We start from the raw sequence: 19,617 nt of genomic DNA on the forward strand, positions 1-19,617 counted from the left end.
CGAGCGCGTCGGCCAGGCTCGAGATGGCGCTGGCCCAGTCGCCGCGGGCGGGCTGGCGGAACAGGCGCAGCGACGGATACCAGGGCGAGTCGTCGCGCCCGAGCAGCCAGCGCCAGTCGGGCACGAACGGCAGCAGGACCCAGGCGGGCCGGCCCAGCGCCCCCGCCAGATGCACCGGCGACGAATCGACCGACACCAGCAGGTCCACCACGCCCAGGATCGCCGCGGTGTCCTCGAAATCGCCGATCTCCTCGCCCAGCGACAGCAGCGACATGCCCGCCGGCGGGGTTTGAGCCTGCGCCTGCGCCGGGCCCTTCTGGATCGACACGAACGTGAGGCCGCTCCGGGCGAGCGGGGCGAGCTGCCCGAGCCGCAGCGAGCGGTTCGCGTCGTTGAAGTGCGTCGGCCGCCCTGCCCAGACCAGCGCCACCAGCGGGCGCGGCAGGCCGGCCAGGCGCCGCCGCCATGTCTCCACGCGCGCGCCATCCGCATGCAGGTACGGGATCGGCCCGGGCAGGTCGGCGGGCGTCAGCCCCATCGCCATCGGCAGGCTCATCATCTCGCAGTGCAGGTCGAACGGCGGCGGCAGGCTGCCGCGCACCACCACGTCGTCGTAGCCGCCCATGCGCCGCGCCAGCGAAAGCGTCTCCGCGTTGACCTCGAGCACCACGCGCGCGCCGCTCCTCGCCTTCGCCCACGGCACCAGCCGCATGAACTGGAACGTGTCGCCGTAGCCCTGCTCGTCGTGGATCAGCAGCGTGCGCCCCGGAATCGGCTCGCCGTCCCAGCGCGGGCGCTGCACCTTGCGCTCGATCCGCTTCGTGTGGCCGAGGCTGTAGCGGTAGCGGTACTCGCGCCAGCCGCGTTCGAACTCGCCCGTCAGCAGCAGCGTTTCGGCCAGATCGAAGCGCGCCGGGAAATCGCCGGGCGCATGGGCGACGAGCATCTCCTGGATCGCGCGCGTCGCCGCGATCCTGCCCTGCGGGCGCAGCGCGGCGGCCAGCAGCCGCCACAGCGGCAGCGGCCCGCGCCCCGTGGCCAGGTGCGGGCGCAGCAGGGCCTCGGCGTCCTCGTACCGGCCGGCGTCCAGCAGCGCGCGCGCCTGCTGCGCGAGGGCCGCGAGGCCGGGCGGGCCGGCGGCGCTCATCGCGGAGCGACGCCGAGCGCGTCGAGCAGCGGGCCGAGGTAGTCCGCATAGGCCCGCCAGCGGCCCTTCGAGGAGCGGTAGATGGGCCGGCGCACCTGGTTCACGCTGGCGGTGCGCACCACGCGCGGGTTGTCGTGGAAGTTCAGGCACGCGTCGTCCCAGGGCAGCCCGAGGAAGGCGACCAGCCGGCGCGCCTCGGCCCCGAGATCGTCCACGACGGCCTCGTAGTCGACCTCGATGAAGCGCTCCGGCGGCAGCAGGCTGCGCCAGTGCGCCATCAGCCGCTCGTAGAGCCGGTAGAAGCGGCCGAGTTCGCGCTGGTCGTAGGCGAACGGCTGGTCGCCGCCGAAGAGCTTCGTGTAGCACGACAGGCAGGTATCGACCGGGTCGCGGCGCGCGTGGACGATGCGCGCGCCGGGCAGGATCAGCGGGATCAGCCCGGCGTAGACGAAGTTGCCCGGCATCTTGTCGACGAGCCGCGCGCGGCCGTGCGCGAGCGGCGCGACGCGCGCGAGATAGTCGCGCCCCAGCGCGCCGAGCGCGCGGGCGGCCGTATCCTGCGCGTCGGGCGCGTCGTTCGCGAGCGCCGCGAGCCGGTCGGGAAAGAGCCCGCTGGCCTCGACCGCGAGCCGCAGCGCCGCCAGCTCGCCCGCGCCCGTCACCTGCGGATGCGACGACAGGATCTGCTCGATGAGCGTGGTGCCCGAGCGCGGCATGCCGACGACGAACACCGGCAGCGCCGACGCCGTGCCGAGGCCCTGCAGCCGCCCGAACAGCGCCGGGGAGATCGCCCCGGCCACGCGCGCCATCCAGTGCTCCGCCGCCCCGGGATCGTAGGCGAAGCTCGCGCGCTTGCTCCGGTTGCCGGCCTCGAAATGCGCGAACGCCTGCGCGGGCTCGCCGATATCCAGATACGCCTTGCCCAGCGCGAAGTGCGCCGGGATCCGCTCCGCGAGCGGCCGGCGCTCGCCCTCGGCGACGAACGCCTCGAGCCGCGCGAGGTCCGGATCGCCGGGCCTGAACGTGTGCGCGTCGGCCCGCGCCGAGAGAATCGGGGCCGAGCCCGGAAACGCCTCCAGCGCGCGCCCGAACGCGGCCAGCGCCTCGTCGCGGCGGCCGGCCTCGGTCAGCAGCACGGCCCGGCCGAGCAGCGCCTCCTCGGTCACGGTGCCCGGCAGCGTCGCCGCGCGCCCGAACGCCTCCAGCGCCTCGCCGGTCTGCCCGAGCGACTGGAGCGCCGTGGCCAGCGTGTTGTGCGCGTCCGCGCTGTGCGGCGCGAGCGCGACGGCCTCGCGCGCCAGGCGCAGCGCTTCCTCGTGGCGTTCGAGCTGCCGCAGCAGCTTCGCGCGCGCGACGAGCGCCGCGGGATGCTGCGGCGCGAACGCGTGCAGCATGTCGAGCGCGCGCAGCGCCGCCTCGTGACGGTGGCGCGAGGTCTCGACTTCGGCCAGGTTCAGATACGCGTCGACGAGATGCGGGTCCAGTCCGATCGCGCGCTGCGCCAGGTCGGCCGCTTCGTCGTAGCGGCCCAGCGACGACAGCAGGAACGCGAGGTTGCTGTGCGCGCCGGCGTGAGCCGGATTCAGCCCGATCGCGCGGCGGTAGTGCGGCTCCGCGAGATCGAGCCGCCCGAGGCGGCGCAGCGTGTTGGCGAGATTGTTGTGCGCGTCGGCCCAGTCGGGCTGCAGGGCGACGACGCGCTCGAGGCACGCGAGGCTTTCGTCGAAACGCCCGGCCTCCTGCAGCACGATGCCCAGATTGTTCCAGCCCGCCGTCAGCCCGGGGTCCATCGCGACCGCGCGGCGGGCCGCCTGCCCGGCCTCGGCCAGCAGCCCTTTCTGGCGGCACATCTCGGCCAGGTTGGCCGCGTAGACGGCCGGCGCGCGCGGTGCGCGGCACGCCGCCCGAAGATACCCGATCGCCAGCTCCAGGTTGCCCCAGGCGTGCGCCATCAGCCCCAGCAGGTGCAGCGCGTCGGCCTGGCCCGGCCACGCCGACAGCACCCGCTGGCACCACTGCTCGGCCTCGTCCGCCTGGCCCGCGTTCCAGTGTGCCTGCGCTCGCGCCAGTGCCTCGGATATGTTCAGGGTATTGTGGTCGGGATCGTCGGGCATGGAAGCAGGGGTGAAGATCGTGGCGTCCGGACGATGCTACTACGTCTTCGGTGGCTCAGAACACGTGCTGCAGGCGCAGGATGCCGGTCTGGGAGACGAAGCCGCCGCCGGCCTGCACCTCGTAGCGCGCCGACAGGCTCACGTTGCTCGCGTTCAGCAGCGTCACGCCGAACGAAATGTCGGCCAGATCCGACACCGGTCGCACCCCGGCCGTCGTGAACGCCGTGCCGTCCGGATCGGCCGCGAAATTCACGCCGGCCCATTGCCGGTCGTGGTCGTACTCGTGCAGCCACTGCACCTGGAATTCCGGCACCACCTGGCCGTAGCGCGTCGCGAACGCCTTCGACAGTTTTGCCCCCAGACCGCTTTCGACCGAGCTCACGTGGCTCGTCCCCACCGACAGCGCCGCGCCGTCGCCGCCGTTCTCCGTGTAGCCGCCCTGGTGCAGGTAGCTGTAGGTCAGGCTCGCTACCGGCGTGAGCGTCGCGCCGTACACCGCAAGCGGCCAGCCCGCCTCGGCGCGCGCGGCGTACTGCTGGCCGCTGAAGTGGCCGCCGGCCGTGCCCGAGAAGCCGGTGAAGCCGACCTGCCGCGTCGTGTCGTATTGCTGCTGGACCACCGTCATCGAGAGGTTCGCGTACCACGGGTCGCCCGCGTAGCCCGCATAGCCGATCAGCCCGTAGCCGTTCACGTTCGCGCGGTCGCCCTCGATGTCGCCGTCGCCGTCGATGCTCGTGTCGCTGTAGCTGAACGCGCCGCCCGCGCGCCAGTGCTCGCCGAGCAGGCGATCCGCGCCGACCAGCAGGCCGCCGTAGCTTTCGGCGTAGCCGTCCACGGCCTGCTCGTGCGCGCTCTGGTTGCCGTGGCCGCCGTACCCCTCGCCCCACAGGGTCCACTGCCGCGGGCTGTCTCCCGTCGAGATGCCGGTCACGCCCGCGCCCTGGCCGAGCCGCAGCGCGTTGACGTGCGCGTTCACGACGCCGAGCGCGTCGAAGGTCGGCACGATCGCGGCCTCGCCCGTCTGCAGCGTGCCGAGCTGCTGGCCGACCCGGTTGGCCGTCGCCACCGAGCCCTGCGAGAGCGAGCCGAGCGCGGCGTCGTAGAGGTTCAGCAACTGCGCGCTGCCCACGCCCGTGTAACCCAGCAGCCCGCCGAGCGCCGAGCGCGCGTTGGGCTCGGTGGCGACGTCCGTCGGGGCGGGGGGAGCGGGCGGGGGCGGGCTGGCCGTGGCTGTCGACGTCGGGGGCGATCCGTCCGATGAGGCCGGCGGCGTGGACGGCGTCGAGGGCTCGGACGGTGGCGGCGGGTTCACCGGCGTCGCGCTGTCGACCGTCAGCACGAGATCGTTGTGGCTACCGCTGGCGACGACCCTGCCGCTCACCTGCCCGGCGTAGCCCGCCGCCGAGTAGTTCAGCCCCGGCGCATTGCCGGCGGCCGTCGCGCCGCCGTAGTCGGCCGCGCCCGCCGTGTCCACCACCACGTACCGCTGGCCGGCCGCGAACGCGTAGCCGTTCGAGCGCAGCGTGACGTTCGAGTCCGGCGCCAGCGTGGCGTTGCCGGTCACGACGAGCCGGCCGTAGCCGCTGTCGGTGGCGATCGAGCCCTGCGTCGTCGCGCTGCCGGCCACGCCGATCTGCAGCGTCGCGTTCGCGCCCTGGCTGTAGTTGCCCGTGATCGTCACCGGCTGGTTCACCTCCAGCACCGCGCCGGCGTTCTTTACCGCATGGCTGCCCACGTCGATGTCGTCGTTCAGCAGTTCGTTGCCCGAGGCGAACACGAGGTTCGAGGCGCTGTTGCCGATCGTGCCGACGGTGTTGGCGCCGCCGTAGCCGGTCAGCGTGCCGGAGACGGTGCCGGTGCCGCCGACGATGGTCAGGTCGTTCGCCGTCTGGTTTTCGATGTTGCCGGCGATGACGCCGGTGTTGACGAGCGGGCCGATGGCGCCGCCGGCGAGGTCGATGGCGTCGAGGCTGCCGGTGACGAGGCCGGCGTTGGTCAGCGCGCCGATCGTGCCGCTGTTGTAGAGGCCGGTCCGGCCGCCGGCGATGGTGCCGCCGGCGGCGTTGGTCAGCGTGCCGATCGTGCCGGTGTTGGCGATGCCATCGGTTGCGCCGGTGATCAGGCCGCGGTTGGTCAGCGTGCCGATCGAGCCCGCGTTGCCGACGCCGGTCTGCGTGCCGGAGATCGTGCCGGTGTTCGTCAGCGTGCCGATCGCGCCGAGCGTGGTCGTGGCAGCCGGCGTGGTGCCGGACGTGTACGTCGCGTTCCTGACCCCCGCGCCCATCGTGCCGGCAATCGTGCCGCTATTCGTCAGGTTGCCGATCGTGCCGGTGTTCAGGATACCGACGCTGCCGGAGATCAGACCGCCGTTCGCCAGCGTGCCGATGGTGCTGACGGCCACGTTGTCGATCGCCAGCGACCCGGAAATGGTCGCGCCGGCGGCGTTGTCCAGTTGCGCGATTTCGCCCGCGTTGCCGATGCCGATTCCGCTGGTGCCGGAGATCAGGCCGGTATTGGACAACGTGCCGATCGTGCCGCCCACTAGCGCGCCGTTTTCCGTCTCGCCGCCATACTCGTTGATCAGGCCATAAGGACCGGCAACGATCGTGCCGCCGTTGGTCAGTGTGTCGATCGTGCCTGAATTGTCGACGCCCGTCGTGCCGCCGGAGATAACGCCGTTGTTCGTCAGCGTGCCGATCGTGCTGTCGGCCTCGTTATAGAGGCCGCTCTGGCCGCCGGAAATCGTGCTATTGGCTGTGTTGGTCAGCGCGCCGATCGTGCCGTAGTCGCCGTTGTAGATACCGACACTGGTGCCGCCGGCGACCGGGCTGCCGGAGATCAGGCCGCCGGACGTGTTGTTCAGCACGCTGATCGTGCCGCCGAAGTTGTAGAGGCCGGCGCTGTCGCTCCCGCCCCAACCGCCGGCGATCGTGCCGCTGGAAATCGTGCCGCTGTTGGTCAGCGTGCCGATCGCGCCGGCGTCGACGATGCCGGGCCCGGTATGGCCGGCGATCGTGCCGGTGTTGTCCAGCGTACCGATCGTGCCGAAGTTTTCGAAGCCGTCGAGTTCGTTGCCGTAGATCAGGCCGCTGTTGGTCAGCGCATCGATTTCGTCGTAGTTGGTGAGCCCGGGCCAGCCGCCGCTGTAGATCGTGCCGGTGTTGGTCAGCGTACCGATCACGCCCTGGTTCTGGAGCCCGCGATCACTGCTGCTGGAAATCGTGCCGGCGTTGGTCAGCGTGCCGATCGTGCCGGCGTTGACGAGGCCGCTTCCGCCGCCGTGGATCGTTCCGTTATTGATTAGCGTGCCGATCGTGCCGCTGTTGACGAGGCCGGTCTGGCTGCCGGAGATTGCGCCGACACGGTTGTTCGTTAACGCACTGATTGCGCCAACGTTATAAAGACCGATGTCGGCCAGCGTGCCTGCTCCACTGTTGGTGATACTCAGGCCGTTGCCGCTGCTGATCGTGCCGCTATTGATGATTGTGACGTTCGACGCGTCGTTATAGAGGCCGACTTCGATCGCAGTGCCGATCGTCCCCGCGTTGCTGACGGACAGAGGGACGCTGGCGACTACGCTACCGCTGGCAATTGAAATATTCGCTCCGGCGCTGGCGATAGCGCCGGCGTCGATCAGCATGCCGATCGCGCCGTCGTTGTAGACACCGTCGACACCGCTGATCAACCCGTTGTTGATCAACGTGCCGATCGTGCCGGAGTTGTAGATGCCGTCGCTGTCGCCGCTGATCAATCCGCTGTTACTCAGCGTGCCGATCGTGCCGGTGTTCCGTATGCCGACCCCGCTACCGCTGGAAATCGTACCGGCGACAGCGTTGTCGAGTTGCGTAATCGTGCCGACGTTGGCAATACCCTGCCACAGCCCCCCCTGTATCACGCCGTCATTCGTCAGCGAAAGGATCTTGCCGCCAGAATCGTTGTAGACGCCAGTCTGATCTCCGAGGATCGAACCGTCGTTCACAAGCAAATCGATTTCGCCGTTGCTGTTCCAGATGCCTGACGAACCGCCTTCGATCATGCCTGTGGTCGCGTTCTCCAGCAGACTGATCTCGCCGAAATTGCCGATGCCATTGAAATAACTGCCAGAAAGCACACCGCTGTTCGTCAACGTGCCGATCAGACCGCCGTGGTTGGCGATGCCGGTCCCGACGTTATCTGCGCCGCTGCCGTGTATGGTGCCGCTGTTGGTCAGCGTACCGATGGTGCCGGCGTTGTCGATGCCGGACTCTCCGCCGGAGATCAGGCCGCTATTGGTCAGCATGCCGATCGTGCCGACCGACTCGGCGGTGGTCGAGCCATGGCTGCGGGAAATCGTGATCGTACCGGCGAGGTTTGCGATGCCGGTGCCGCTATTGCCGGAAATCGTGCCGGTGTTGATCAGCGTGCCGATCGTGCCAATGTTGACGATGCCGGAGTCGCCGCCCGAGACCATACCGCTATTGGTCAGTATACCGATTGAAGCAGGAGCGGCCCACGTGCTGGAACTGCCGTTCCATGACCTCGTGATCGAGCCGCCAAGGTTGACGATGCCGGCCAGGCTGCCGCCGGCAATCAGGCCGCCGGTCTTGTTGTCCAGTGCGCCGATCGTGCCGCCGACGTCGAGGACGCCGTCCGTGCCCGCGGAGATCGTGCCGCTGTTGGTCAGCGTACCGATTGCGTCGCGGTTGTAGAGGCCGGTCCCGCCGCTGCTGCCGTGCAGGATCGTCCCGGTGTTGGTCAGGGTGCCGATCACGCCGGCGTTATGGATGCCGTATCCGCTACTGCCGCCGCGGAAGATCAGCCCGCCATTGGTCAGCGTCTCGATCACGCCGGTGTTATTGATGCCGTATCCGGTATAGCCGGAAGTCCCGCCCGAGATCGTGCCGTTGTTGGTCAGCGCGCCGATCGTGCCGAAATTGGCGATGCCGGTAAAGCCGCCGGAAATGGCGCCGTCGTTGGTCAGCGTGCCGATATCGGAACCGACGATGCCGAACAGGGTGCCGGCGATCACGCCGTTGGCCGCGTTGTCCAGCTCGCCGATCGCGCCGGGGTTGTAGATGCCGTAATCCTGCTCGCCGGCGATCGTACCGTTGTTGGCGATCGTGCCGATCGTGCCGGTGTTGTAGACGCCAAAAGCCAGAGCGCCGGAAATGATCGAGTCGTTGTTGGTCAGCGTGCCGATCGTGCCGTCGTTGTAGATGCCGTACTCGCTGTCGGCGATCGTGCCGTCGTTGGTCAGCGAACCGATCGTGCCGCCGGAGACGTTGAAGATACCGAGATTGCCTCCCGAGATCGACCCGCCGACCGTGTTGTTCAGCACGCCGATCGTGCCGGCGTTGTAGACGCCGTCCGAGATCAGGCCGGCATTGTTCAGCACGCCGATCATGCCGCCGCTGCCGTTATGGATGCCCGTCGCCGCGCCGGAGATCGTGCCGCCGGCCGCGTTGGTCAACGCGCCGATCGTGCCGGAATTGTCGATGCCATATGTTCCGCCGGAGATCAAGCCGCCGGTCGTATTGTCGAGCACGTCGATCGTGCCGGAGTTGCCGATGCCGTACGCGGCGTTGCCGATCGAGCCGCTGTTGTTCAGCGTGCCGATCGCGCCTTCGTTGTAGACACCGGTTGCCTTGCCCGAAATCGTTCCGCTATTGGTCAGCGTGCCCAGCGTGCCGCTGGCCGCGACGCCCGTGGCGCCGCCCGTCACCGCGCTGTAGGCGCCACCGCTGCCGATGGACAGGTTGCCCGCGGTCCAGGAGTAGGGGCCGGTCGTGGCGGTCTGCGCGATGGCGGCGACCGGGCCCATGGCCGACAGCGCGGCCGCCATGGCCAATGCCAGCCGGCTGTGCGTCGGCTGGCCGGCGAAACTTTCCCTGCTTTCGCTGCCGGGCGGGCGGCCCCGGGCAAGCGCGGTCCGTCTCGCCTCCCGGTCCCCGTTGCGCGCGTCCCGGTACCGATGGTCCATCCTGCTTTCCCCGTCGCCAGCGCAGCACGGGCTCGCTGGCTCATCACCTTGTCATCCGCAAAAACGCGCCGGACACCGGAAGCAGGTACCCAGGTCCGCGCGGCTTCTGTGCCGCGGGCCTGCTGACGCGTCTCGACGGATCCCGCGTCCTGACCGAATCCTGCGCATGCTGCCCATCTCATCTGCCTGCGCAGGCTTGTTCATCCTGATTCGCGTCGTCACGCTCAATCCCTATATCGGCGCCGACAAATCGCGACTTGAGTGTTGAAAATGAAATTCGCGGATAAATTTCAATCAGGCGGATTTCAAATAAAAGACATCGTCCGGAAAAGGCAATGACGCCGGGAAGGCCGCCGAACGGACTTCTGGAGAGGGAAGTGATAAAAAAGCGAGATTTTTACCATGAACAAGGAATTGGAAACGATTTGGAAATCGTTTCCACGATTGCATAAATCGATTAAATTCCCCGGTTATCAAAAAAATGACTTATCCGACCCGATCGGGACGCCGCATTACAGCCGGCCGGAACGGGTCTCCGACGTCATCCATGCCGAAGCCGTCGACGCGTCCGCCAAGCCCGGCGAAGGCGGCCGACGTCATCGGATCGTTCCGCTACTGAGCGAAAGGAGGGGCCGCGGCGCGAGCCGCGTTCAGGCGCCGCGTGCGGCCTGGGAGACCGCGAAGCTGTCTTCGAGCATCCGGAAGCGGGCGATCCTGCCGCCGGAGATGTCCAGCACGAGGACGAACGACGTTTCGATGACCTTGCCGGTCGATTTGACCTTCGACGCCAGTTCGCCGACGACGACGGCCCGGCGCTCGTTCGCGAGGATGTCCTCTACGTCGAGCTTTAGGCGTTCGACAAGGCGGTCCGAATCGCGGATGAAATCGTTTACGGCGTGGCGTCCGCGCTTCCTGCCGATCCAGGGCAGCGCGTTCGCGTCGCCGGCGATGTCCCATTCCGCGTCTTCGGCGAACAGCGCGGCGGCGGCCTCGGCATCGCCCTGTCCCAGCTTGCCGAGCAACGTCCGCGCGAGTTCGAGATTGTCCTGCGTGCTCACGATGCCGCCGCGTCGAGTCCCCAGAAGAAGCGCTCCGTATCGGCGCCGCTGATGTCCGGGTCCACGTAGATGTGCAGATGCGAGATCAGGTCGCCCCGGAAGCGGAAGACGTTGCAGAACTTGCCGTCCGAGCGTCCGGCGACGGGCCAGGGCGTGCCGTCCTCCGTGAGGACGCCGCTTTCCCACCCCTCGGCGACGACGAGGTCGCCCGACGCGACATACGTGTAGTCGTCCGGATAGTGCTGAAGATTCCGGACGCGGCTCAGCAAACCCTGGGCGAAGGCGACGACGGCCGCCTTGCCGGAACGGGTGCCGAATTTGGGGAAGCGCACTTCCACGTCGTCGGTGAACAGGTCGAGGACGGTCATGTCGCCGGCATCGCCCTTGCGGAAATATTCCTTGACGAGGGCGATCCGGCGGTCGGTTTCTGCGGGTGTGCTCACGGTGATGTCCTGTTTGACGGTGAGCGGCCATTGTCCGACGAAGGTGGCAATTTTTCTAGTACATACTGTCTGGTAAGTGCTGCGCGGGCAGGGTATCGCGCGAGGGCGACGGGAAAGATGAACCGCGACGCCCGCGATTCCCTTTACGGTCGGGGACGATTGCCGCGCGCGGCCTGGTGGGGAGGGTCGATCAAGGTGAGGAGCCGGACGTCCTTGCTGTGAACCCAGTGCCGCGTCATTTCCGAGAACGTCAGGAAATGCGGCGCGCGCAGGTGCCGTTCGAACGCGGCGGCGTCGCGGTAGACCTCGTACAGGAAGAAGTCCTTGCCCGTGTCCGCCCTGCAGACGTCGAAGACGAAGCAGTCGTCTTCGAGTCTCAGGGAGTCTCCGGCATTCTGGACGACCGCCTGCTCGAAGTCTTCGACATGAGACTCGTGAATGCTGAAATTGACGACGACGACGAACATGGGATTCCCGTTCCTGTATATCGTGGGGCGTTTCCGGCGCCGGGCCGTGGCGACGACCTGCATCGTCCGGCCCGGCGCCGCATCACTTCTCGCCGTCCTGGCTCGCCTGCCAATAGTAGTCCTCGACCTGGCGAAGGTGAGTTCTCATGGCGCGCTCGGCCGCGTCCGGGTCTTTGCGGCCGATGGCCCGATAGATCGCCCGGTGCGCTTCGTATGCCGCGCGGTCGGCGCCTTCGGCGCGCAGGGTGACGACGCGTTGTTGCGCAAGCCATGCGGCGAGCGCGACGTGCAACGACGAGAAGATCGAGTTGCGCGGAATCTCGGCCAGGACGAGGTGGAACGCCACGTCGGTTTCCGTGAATGCCGGGAGGTTGCCGATCGCGGCGCGATTCGCGTCCAGCGCGCGCTTGAGCCGGTCGAGATCGTCCGCGTCGGCATGAACGGCGGCATACCGCACGAGCATGGCCTCGAACAGGGCGCGCGCCTGCTGCAACTCCCGCACGCCCTTGGGCTCGGCGAGGATGTGCCGGACCGCGCCGGACAGCTCGTCGACGACGGTCTTGGCCGACGGCCGGGTGACGCATGCCCGCTCGCCGTTTCGCACGGCGACGAGACCCATGCGGTTCAGCGTGAACAACGCCTCTCTGACGGACGTGCGGCCGACCCCGAACATGGACATCAACTCCCGCTCCGATGGGAGCAACTGGTCGGGCTTGAGGGCGCCGCTCAGCATCATCGTCTGCAGACGCTCGACGATCTCTTCGGACAGCTTGCGCCGACGAACAGGTTCAACGGGAAGGGAGGTGGGCGTCATGTGTGCGGTAAGACATTCAACGTTGCAGTTCGAATCCCACATCATAAAGCTTCGCCAGCGCGCTCAATTCCCCGGCCAGCGCCGCTCCGAGGGGAATGCCGTTCTCGCGGTGCCTGAGCAGCGCCAGGTATTCGCGTTCGCCCGGCAGATAGATGCGGTCCACGCCCGTGGCCTTTTTGGCGCTGCGTATGTCGGCGATGGCTTTGTCCATCCGGTCGAGGTAATGGTCGAGACTGTCGAACGACGACACGGGCAAGACGCCGAAAAGATGCCCGCTGTTTTGCGCCGTCTCCGTCTTCTCGTAGAGGTCGCCCACGTCGCGCCCGAAGAACGCGCCCGAGAGCATGCTGCTCAGCAGCCCGACCGCGAGCGTCAACGCATAGCCTTTCGGTCCGCCGACCGGGATTACGAATCCCTTCAGCGCCTCGACGGCATCCGTCGTCGGCAACCCGTCGGGACCCGTCGCCCAGTCGCCGGGAATGGGTTTGCCTTCCTTCGCGGCAACGATGATCTTGCCTCGCGCGGCCACGCTGCACGCCATGTCGAGAACGACCGGGAACGGCTCTCTGGACGGGAACGCGACCGCGAACGGGTTGTTGCCGAGCAGCGCCTCGGCGCCGCCCCACGGCGTCATGTGATTGATGGCGCCGATCGTGAAGCTCAAGCCGATCATCCCCTGACGGGCGGCCATTTCGGCGTAGTAGGCGGCGGTTCCGAAGTGGTTGCTGTTGCGGACCGCGACGAAGGCGCAATCGCCGTCGCTGGCCTTTTCGATGGCGACTTCCATGGCCCTGATCCCGACGAGATGCCCAAGGCCGTTGTCGCCGTCGACGACGGCGGTCGTACGCGTTTCGCGCACGAGACGGATGTCGGGGCGCGGATTGGTGCCGCCGTCGACGATGCGCTTCACGTAGATCGGCAGCCGGACCACGCCGTGTGAGGAGACGCCCCTCAGGTCGGCCTCGATCAGGTTGGCGGCGACGCGTTCCGCTTCGGCTTCGGGCACGCCGACCCGCGCCAGCAGCAGGCTACAGAACCGCCGTAGATTCGGCTCGGAAATCAGTCGCGTGTTTTCATCGCTCATTTCGTTTCTCTCTTCTTCGATTCACCGTTTCGTTCCGGAGGCCGGCCGCTCAGGCACCGGCCGGCCGGGCGCGCAGAATCTGTTGCATGCGTCTCACGTCGAGTTCGCCCTCGCGCTTCGCGACCACGAGCGTCGCGACCACGTTGCCGATCACGTTCACGATCGCCCGCCCCTCGCTGATGACGCGATCGATGCCCAGCAACATCGCCACCCCGGCCACCGGTATCGCCGGAACCAGGGAGAGCGTGGCGACGAGCGCGACGAATCCGGCTCCCGGCACGCCCGCGGACCCCTTGGTCGTCAGGGAGGCGAGTCCGACGATCAGGATCTGCTGCCAGATGCTCAACTCGACGTGCATGGCCTGGGCGATGAAGAGAACGGCCAGCGTGATGTAGATGTTGGTCCCGTCGGAGTTGAATACGTAGCCCGCCGGCATGACCAGTCCCACGATCCCTTTGCCGCATCCGAGTGTTTCCAGCTTCTCCATCAGGGAAGGCAGCGCCGCATCGGAGGAAGACGTCGCCAGCACGAGGAACAGCTCGTCCTTGAAATACCGCAGCACGGTAAAGATGTTGAAGCCGCACCACAGGCCGACCGCGCCCAGCACGACGAACACGAACAGGCCGGACGTGACGTAAAAGGTCGACACCAGAAAAAGCAGCGACTGCAGGGAACCGATGCCGAATTTGCCGACGGTGAAGGCGATCGCGCCGAATGCGCCGACAGGCGCGGCGCGCATGATGATGCCGATGCACGCGAACACCCAGTGCGAGCAGGCGTCGATCAACTGGCGGATGGGCGCGCCGCGGTCGCCCATGCGGCGCAGCCCGAAGCCCAGAAGCAGCGAAACGAAGACGATGGGGAGAATGCCGTCGTTCGTAAACGCGCCGAGCAGCGTCGATGGAATGATGCTCAGGAAAAATTCGACCAGCCCGTGACTGTGCGCGCTGCTCACGTATTGCCTGATCGGGGCGATATCCATGTGCGCTGCGCCGGCGTTGAATCCCGCCCCGGGTTGCAGAACGTTGGCGACCACGAGTCCGATCGATAGCGCAATGGTCGAAAAGACCTCGAAATAAACGATGGCAAAGCCGCCGATCCGTCCGACCTTTCCGGCGCTCTGCATGCCGGCGATTCCGGATACGACGGTAAAAAAGATGATGAGGCCGATGGTCATCTCGATCAGCTTGATGAAGCCGTCGCCGAACGGCTTCATGGCAACGGCCAACTGAGGCGAGTCATACCCGAGCGCGATGCCGAGAGCCACCGCGATCAGCACTTGCACGTACAGGTTCCGCGTGACGAAGCGAAAGGCGCCCCGGCAGGCCGCCCTGGCCTCTCTCCGCACTGTGGCCGACATTCTTGTCTCCTCCGAATCCGGGTGCGATTTGCCCGGTTCTCCATTTCAATGCCGACATCCTGTCAGACTGGATGATGGTGTACCTATCATACCAATGCTGCTTCAAAGGTCGAGGCATTTCCGTTCGAGGTTTACCCTGGAGCGGGGACGGTGTGACGTGGGATCGGGTGTGATGGGTGAGGATGAGCGGGGGCGCTTCGTGAGCCGGCGGCGAGATGGCCGGACTGGCCGAAAACTCGTCGCGAGAGCGAGGGAGGGCCGGAATATCGCGATTGGCCGCGCGAGGGGCGGGCACGGACCGGCAATGCGCCTGCCAGGCAGGCAGAGCATTTGCGGGCGGGGGCACGCAACCCGGCGAGCCCCCCCGCGGTTCATTCAGACCGTCGTTTGCGTGCCGCCCTCGATTTCGCCCGCGAGCGTCCCGCTCGCCGTGGGCGCCGATGCCTCGTCGTCGGCGCCGAGCGGCCGTTCCGGATGCATCAGCATGGGCAGCACGACGCCCGCGGCGACGACGGCAATCGACACCACGAACGGCAGGTTCCAGTTGCCGGTCCGGTCGATCAGCAGTCCGCCGACCACCGGGCTGACGATGGCGGCCAGCGAGGCGCCGATGTTCATGATGCCCGACGCGGTGCCGGCGTGGTTCGGCGCGATGTCGATCGACACCGACCACATCGGGCCGATCGTCATTTCGTTGAAGAAGAACCCGCCGCTCAGGCACAACGCCGCGGTGACCAGCGAGAGATTTGACATCAGCAGGATCGGCAGCAGCGAGAGCAGCGTCAGGAACATGCAGACGCTGACGAGCACGTTGCGTGCGATGCGCGGATTGCGCGTGCGGCGCAGCAGCCGGTCGGTCGCTTCTCCGCCGAGCCAGTCGCCGAGTACGCCCGCCGAAAACACGCCGGCCGCGAACAGCGCCGAATCGGCGAGCCGCAGATGGTAGTCGTGGTAGAAGTACTGCGGAATCCAGGCGAGAAATAACCACAGCACCCAGCCGTAGCAGAAGTAGACGAGCGTCGCCCCCGCCATGCGCATGCAGAGCGGGCGCCACGGCACTGCGTGCGAGAGCGGGTCCGTCGGGTAGGGCGGCAGCTTCGCGCATTCGTCGGCGGAGATGCCCGGATGATCGCGCGGGTTGTCGCGAAACGCGATCAGCCACACGATGGCCCACACAAAGCTGACGACGCCGGTCAGGATGAACGCGCCGCGCCAGCTTGTCGCGAGCATCAGCGCGGTGATGAGCGGCGGCGCGACGGCGTTGCCGATGCGCGAGGCGGCGTGCGCGATGCCGAGCGCGAAGCCGCGCCGCTCGACGGCGACCCAGTGCGAGATGGCGCGCGCGGCGGTCGGCAGCGTCGCGCCTTCGCCGAGGCCGAGCAGCAGGCGCGCGAAGACGAGCGACGCGAAGCCGGTCGCGAGGCCCGTCAGGATGGTCGCGCCGGCCCAGACGACGGTGCATATCGCGAGCGTGCGGCGCGGGCCGAAGCGGTCGCTGAGCCAGCCGCCCAGCACGTTGAGCACGAGATAGGGATAGGCGAACGCGGAAAACACGAGCCCGATCTGCGTGTGCGAGAGCGACAGCTCGCGGCCGAACTGGCTCGCGGCGGTGCTGACGTTGACGCGGTCCACATAGGTGATGAAATACATCGCGCACAGGAGCAGCAGTACGCGCGTCGTGACTCGACGGAACATGACGTCTCCTTCTGTCTGCCTGCGGCCCGCCGTCTTGCGGCGGGCTCTTTGTCGTCGGGCGGCCGGCATGCCGCTGCCGCCCCGGCTCGTCAGCGGGCGATCGCCGCGCCCTCGGTCAACAGCCTGTCGATCTCCGCGGCGCTGAAGCCGTACTCGTTCAGCACCTGCGTCGTGTGCTGGCCGAGCAGCGGCGACGGCGAGCGCACGTCGCCGGGCGTCGCCGAGAAGTGGATCGGCAGGCCGATGCTGCGCGCGCGTCCGGCCAGCGGGTGCTCCGTTTCGACGACCATGCCGCGCGCGACGATCTGCGGATGCTCGACGGCTTCCGAGATCGGCAGCACGAGCCCGACGGGCAGGCCGGCCGCGTCGAGCTTCTCGACCCAGGCCTTCGCCGTGTCGCGCATGAAGCGCTTCGTCAGCAGCTCCACCAGTTCGGCGCGATGCGCGATGCGTCCCGCGTTGGTCTTGAAGCGTTCGTCGTCGGCGATCTCGGGCGCGTCGAGCACCTGCAGCAGCCGCTCGTAATTGGACTGGTTGGCCGCGCCGATGTTGATCCAGCCGTCTTTCGTCTGGAAGGCCTGGTAGGGCGCGCTCGTCGAATTCGCGGAACCCATCTTCTGCGGGTTGCGTCCTTCGGTGAAGAAGCTCGTGGCCGCCCAGTACATCTGCTGGAACGCGGCTTCGAGCAGCGACGTGTCGACCATCTGGCCTTCGCCCGTCTTCTGCCGGTGCGAGTAGGCCGACACGATGCCGAGCGCCGCGAGGATGCCCGCGTTGATGTCGGCGACGGGCGAGCCCGCCTTGATCGGTGCCTGGCCGGGGTCGCCCGTCATGCTCATCATGCCCGAGAGCCCCTGCGCGATGAGGTCGAAGCCGCCCTTGTCCGCGAACGGGCCGCTGCGGCCGTAGCCCGAAATCGCGCTGTAGATGAGCCCGGGGTTGTCCTTCTTCAGCGTTTCGTAGCCGATGCCGAGCCGCTCCATCGTGCCGCGCCGGTAGTTCTCGGTGACGACGTCGGCGCTCGCGAGCATGCGCCGCAGCACGCGCAGCCCGCCTTCCGTCTTCAGGTTGAGCGCGATGCTGCGCTTGTTGCGGTTCAGCATCATAAACGAAGCCGATTCGCCGTTATCGAGCATCGGCGCGAAACGGCGCGCGTCGTCGCCGTCGGGCACCTTTTCCACCTTGATGACGTCGGCGCCCATGTCCGCGAGCATCATCCCGCAGACGGGCCCCGACATGATGTGCGAGAGCTCGATGACCTTCATTCCCTGCAGCGGTCCTGCCATGCCCATATCCTCCCGGAAGTGCTGTCTCACGATATTTGGTATGCCAAATGATGAGTAAACGATAACCCCGGTTTAGCGTAGAGACAAGAAAAAATGCTGTTTTATAGGGGTAAATCAGGGTAAACGGTAGTCGGATGGTTTGACCGGAGAGGCATGGAAATGCTAAATTGGTATCCCAATTAGATATCCGGAGAGCGGCCATGGCAGCCGAAGAAGGACCGCTGAACACGACGGCCTACGCGGCGCTCAAGCGCCGCATCATCAACGGCGAACTGCTGCCCGGCACGCCGCTCTCCGAACGCGCGCTCTGCGAGACGTTCGACGTGTCGCGCACGCCGCTGCGCGAGGCGCTCAAGTTGCTCGCGAACGAAGGGCTCGTCGAGATTTCGCCGACGCGCCGCGCGAGCGTGGCGCGGATCACCGTCGACGAGGCGGTCAGCATGCTGACGGTAATGGCGGTGCTGGAAGGGCTATCGGGCGAGCAGGCTTGCGAGAAGGTCAACGAGCGCGATCTGGCCGAGCTGTCGAAACTGCAGGACGACATGCGCGACGCGTACCTGAACCGGGACAAGCCGCGGTATTTCGCGAGGAATCAGCAGATCCACCTGACGATCCTGCGTATTGCCGACAACCGGCCGCTGGCCGACTACTTCCACAACCTCAACGCGCGGTTGAGGCAGGTCCGGCAGCGTCTGAATCCGACCCAGGAGGGCTGGCGGCACGCGGTCGAGGAGCACGAGGAAATGCTTGCGCTGCTGCAGCGGCGCGACGGCAAGCGGCTGCGCGCGCTGATGGAAAACCATCTGCGAGCGAAGACCGACGTGTTTCTGGCCACGATGCTCAACGACGGGCTCGTCAGCGCGGGCGCGCCGCCGCGTCGGCGCGCGGCGGCCGCGAGAAGCGAACCGGCGGCCGCCGACGGAGCGGCCGGACGCGGTGCATCGGTCGATCCGGCCGCCGGGTCGATCGTACCGATCGACTCGACCGCATCGACTGGATAGCGCGCGCCGCCGCCGGATCTCCTCTCAACCGATCCGCGCGGCGACGGCCTTGCCGACTTCGGTCGTGCTGGCGGCGCCGCCCAGGTCGCCCGTGCGCGGACCCTCCTTGAGCGTCGCCTCGATGGCCGCGAGAATCGCGACCGACGCTTCGTGCTCGGGGCCGGCGCTGTTGCCGAGGAAGTCGAGCATCATCGCGGCCGACCAGATCATCGCGATCGGATTCGCGATGTTCTTGCCCGCGATGTCGGGCGCCGAGCCGTGCACGGGCTCGAACAGCGACGGGAACTTGCGCTCCGGATTCAGGTTGCCCGACGGCGCGATGCCGATCGTGCCGGTGCAGGCCGGCCCGAGGTCCGAGAGGATGTCGCCGAACAGGTTCGTCGCGACCACCACGTCGAAGCGGTCCGGGTTCAGCACGAAGCGCGCGCTCAGGATGTCGATGTGCTGCTTGTCCCACTTCACGTCGGGATGGCGGGCCGCTGCCTCGGCCGCGCGCTGATCCCACCACGGCATGCTGATGGCGATGCCGTTGCTCTTGGTGGCGACGGTGATCCGCTTCGCGCGGCGCTGCGCGAGCTTGAACGCGAAGTCGAGCACGCGCTCGCTGCCGCGGCGCGTGAACACCGATTCCTGCAGCACGAACTCGTGTTCGGTGCCTTCGAACATGACGCCGCCCACCGACGAGTATTCGCCCTCGGTGTTCTCGCGCACGATCATGAAGTCGATGTCGCCGGCCTTGCGCCCCGCGAGCGGCGACGGGACGCCGTCGAACAGGCGCGCCGGGCGCAGGTTGACGTACTGGTCGAACTCGCGGCGGAACTTGATCAGCGAGCCCCAGAGCGAAACGTGGTCCGGCACCTTCTCGGGCCAGCCCACGGCGCCGAACAGCAGCGCATTGCAGCTCGCGAGTTGCGCCTTCCAGTCGTCGGGCATCATCTGCCCGTGTTTCAGGTAGTAGTCGCAGCTCGCCCATTCGATGTGCTCGTATTCGAGCGCGATGCCGAAACGCTTTGCCGCCGCGTCGAGCGCGCGCAGCCCCTCGGGCATCACTTCCACGCCGATGCCGTCGCCCGGAATCACGGCGATGCGGTATTTGCCTGCCATAGCTATCTCCTCCAGTGGTTTGTTTGACGTTGAACCCAACATTCTATTCTTGACGATTCGGCTTAGAATCGCCGTTTTGGTTAAG

13 protein-coding genes are annotated in these 19,617 nt (G+C 67.3%); 1 reads left to right on the top strand and 12 read right to left on the bottom strand.

What is annotated here, in order from left to right; translation table 11 throughout:
• The 11 genes from CY652_RS18950 to CY652_RS19000 form a co-directional block, all read right to left on the bottom strand.
• A partial coding sequence (locus tag CY652_RS18950; RefSeq protein WP_102132265.1) for a glycosyl transferase family 8 occupies window positions 1-1,147 on the bottom strand: 1,147 nt, incomplete at its 3' end.
• Window positions 1,144-3,261, bottom strand: coding sequence for a tetratricopeptide repeat-containing sulfotransferase family protein (locus tag CY652_RS18955; RefSeq protein ID WP_102132266.1), 2,118 nt, complete (start codon window positions 3,259-3,261; stop codon window positions 1,144-1,146). The genes CY652_RS18955 and CY652_RS18950, both read right to left, overlap by 4 nt.
• 55 nt (window positions 3,262-3,316) lie before the next feature.
• Complete coding sequence (locus tag CY652_RS25055) at window positions 3,317-9,082, bottom strand: autotransporter domain-containing protein (RefSeq protein ID WP_308410397.1); 5,766 nt, start codon at window positions 9,080-9,082, stop codon at window positions 3,317-3,319.
• A 788-nt stretch (window positions 9,083-9,870) separates the two neighbouring features.
• Entirely contained in the window at window positions 9,871-10,242 is a 372-nt protein-coding gene (locus CY652_RS18965; protein WP_219723774.1) for a nuclear transport factor 2 family protein, read from the bottom strand.
• Between the two features lie 32 nt (window positions 10,243-10,274).
• Window positions 10,275-10,721, bottom strand: coding sequence for a nuclear transport factor 2 family protein (locus CY652_RS18970; RefSeq protein ID WP_219723776.1), 447 nt, complete (start codon window positions 10,719-10,721; stop codon window positions 10,275-10,277).
• 143 nt (window positions 10,722-10,864) lie between these two features.
• Window positions 10,865-11,188, bottom strand: coding sequence for a putative quinol monooxygenase (locus CY652_RS18975; protein ID WP_102132268.1), 324 nt, complete (start codon window positions 11,186-11,188; stop codon window positions 10,865-10,867).
• 82 nt (window positions 11,189-11,270) lie between these two features.
• Window positions 11,271-12,002, bottom strand: a complete 732-nt coding sequence (gene nanR / locus CY652_RS18980) for a transcriptional regulator NanR (RefSeq protein ID WP_102132269.1) — start codon at window positions 12,000-12,002, stop codon at window positions 11,271-11,273.
• A gap of 16 nt (window positions 12,003-12,018) precedes the next feature.
• Window positions 12,019-13,086 (bottom strand): Ldh family oxidoreductase, encoded by a 1,068-nt coding sequence (locus CY652_RS18985; RefSeq protein ID WP_102132270.1) that lies wholly within the window; start codon window positions 13,084-13,086, stop codon window positions 12,019-12,021.
• A 49-nt stretch (window positions 13,087-13,135) separates the two neighbouring features.
• Window positions 13,136-14,446 (bottom strand): C4-dicarboxylate transporter DctA, encoded by a 1,311-nt coding sequence (gene dctA, locus CY652_RS18990; RefSeq protein ID WP_102132271.1) that lies wholly within the window; start codon window positions 14,444-14,446, stop codon window positions 13,136-13,138.
• Between the two features lie 375 nt (window positions 14,447-14,821).
• Complete coding sequence (locus CY652_RS18995; RefSeq protein ID WP_102132272.1) at window positions 14,822-16,141, bottom strand: MFS transporter; 1,320 nt, start codon at window positions 16,139-16,141, stop codon at window positions 14,822-14,824.
• Window positions 16,142-16,230: 89 nt separating this feature from the next.
• Entirely contained in the window at window positions 16,231-17,427 is a 1,197-nt protein-coding gene (locus CY652_RS19000) for a CaiB/BaiF CoA transferase family protein (RefSeq protein WP_258002370.1), read from the bottom strand.
• Window positions 17,428-17,627: 200 nt separating this feature from the next.
• On the opposite strand from CY652_RS19000, the gene CY652_RS19005 reads away from it, so the two are divergent.
• Window positions 17,628-18,428 carry a GntR family transcriptional regulator gene (locus CY652_RS19005; RefSeq protein ID WP_102132274.1) on the top strand — a complete coding sequence of 267 codons (801 nt, stop codon included), beginning with the start codon at window positions 17,628-17,630 and terminating at the stop codon, window positions 18,426-18,428.
• A 24-nt stretch (window positions 18,429-18,452) separates the two neighbouring features.
• Here CY652_RS19005 and CY652_RS19010 read toward each other — a convergent pair whose 3' ends face one another.
• Window positions 18,453-19,532 carry a tartrate dehydrogenase gene (locus CY652_RS19010; RefSeq protein WP_102132275.1) on the bottom strand — a complete coding sequence of 360 codons (1,080 nt, stop codon included), beginning with the start codon at window positions 19,530-19,532 and terminating at the stop codon, window positions 18,453-18,455.
• Between the last annotated feature and the right edge of the window lie 85 nt (window positions 19,533-19,617).

Origin of the sequence: Burkholderia sp. WAC0059 (genome assembly GCF_002870125.1) — a bacterium.
Taxonomy (GTDB): Bacteria; Pseudomonadota; Gammaproteobacteria; order Burkholderiales; family Burkholderiaceae; genus Paraburkholderia.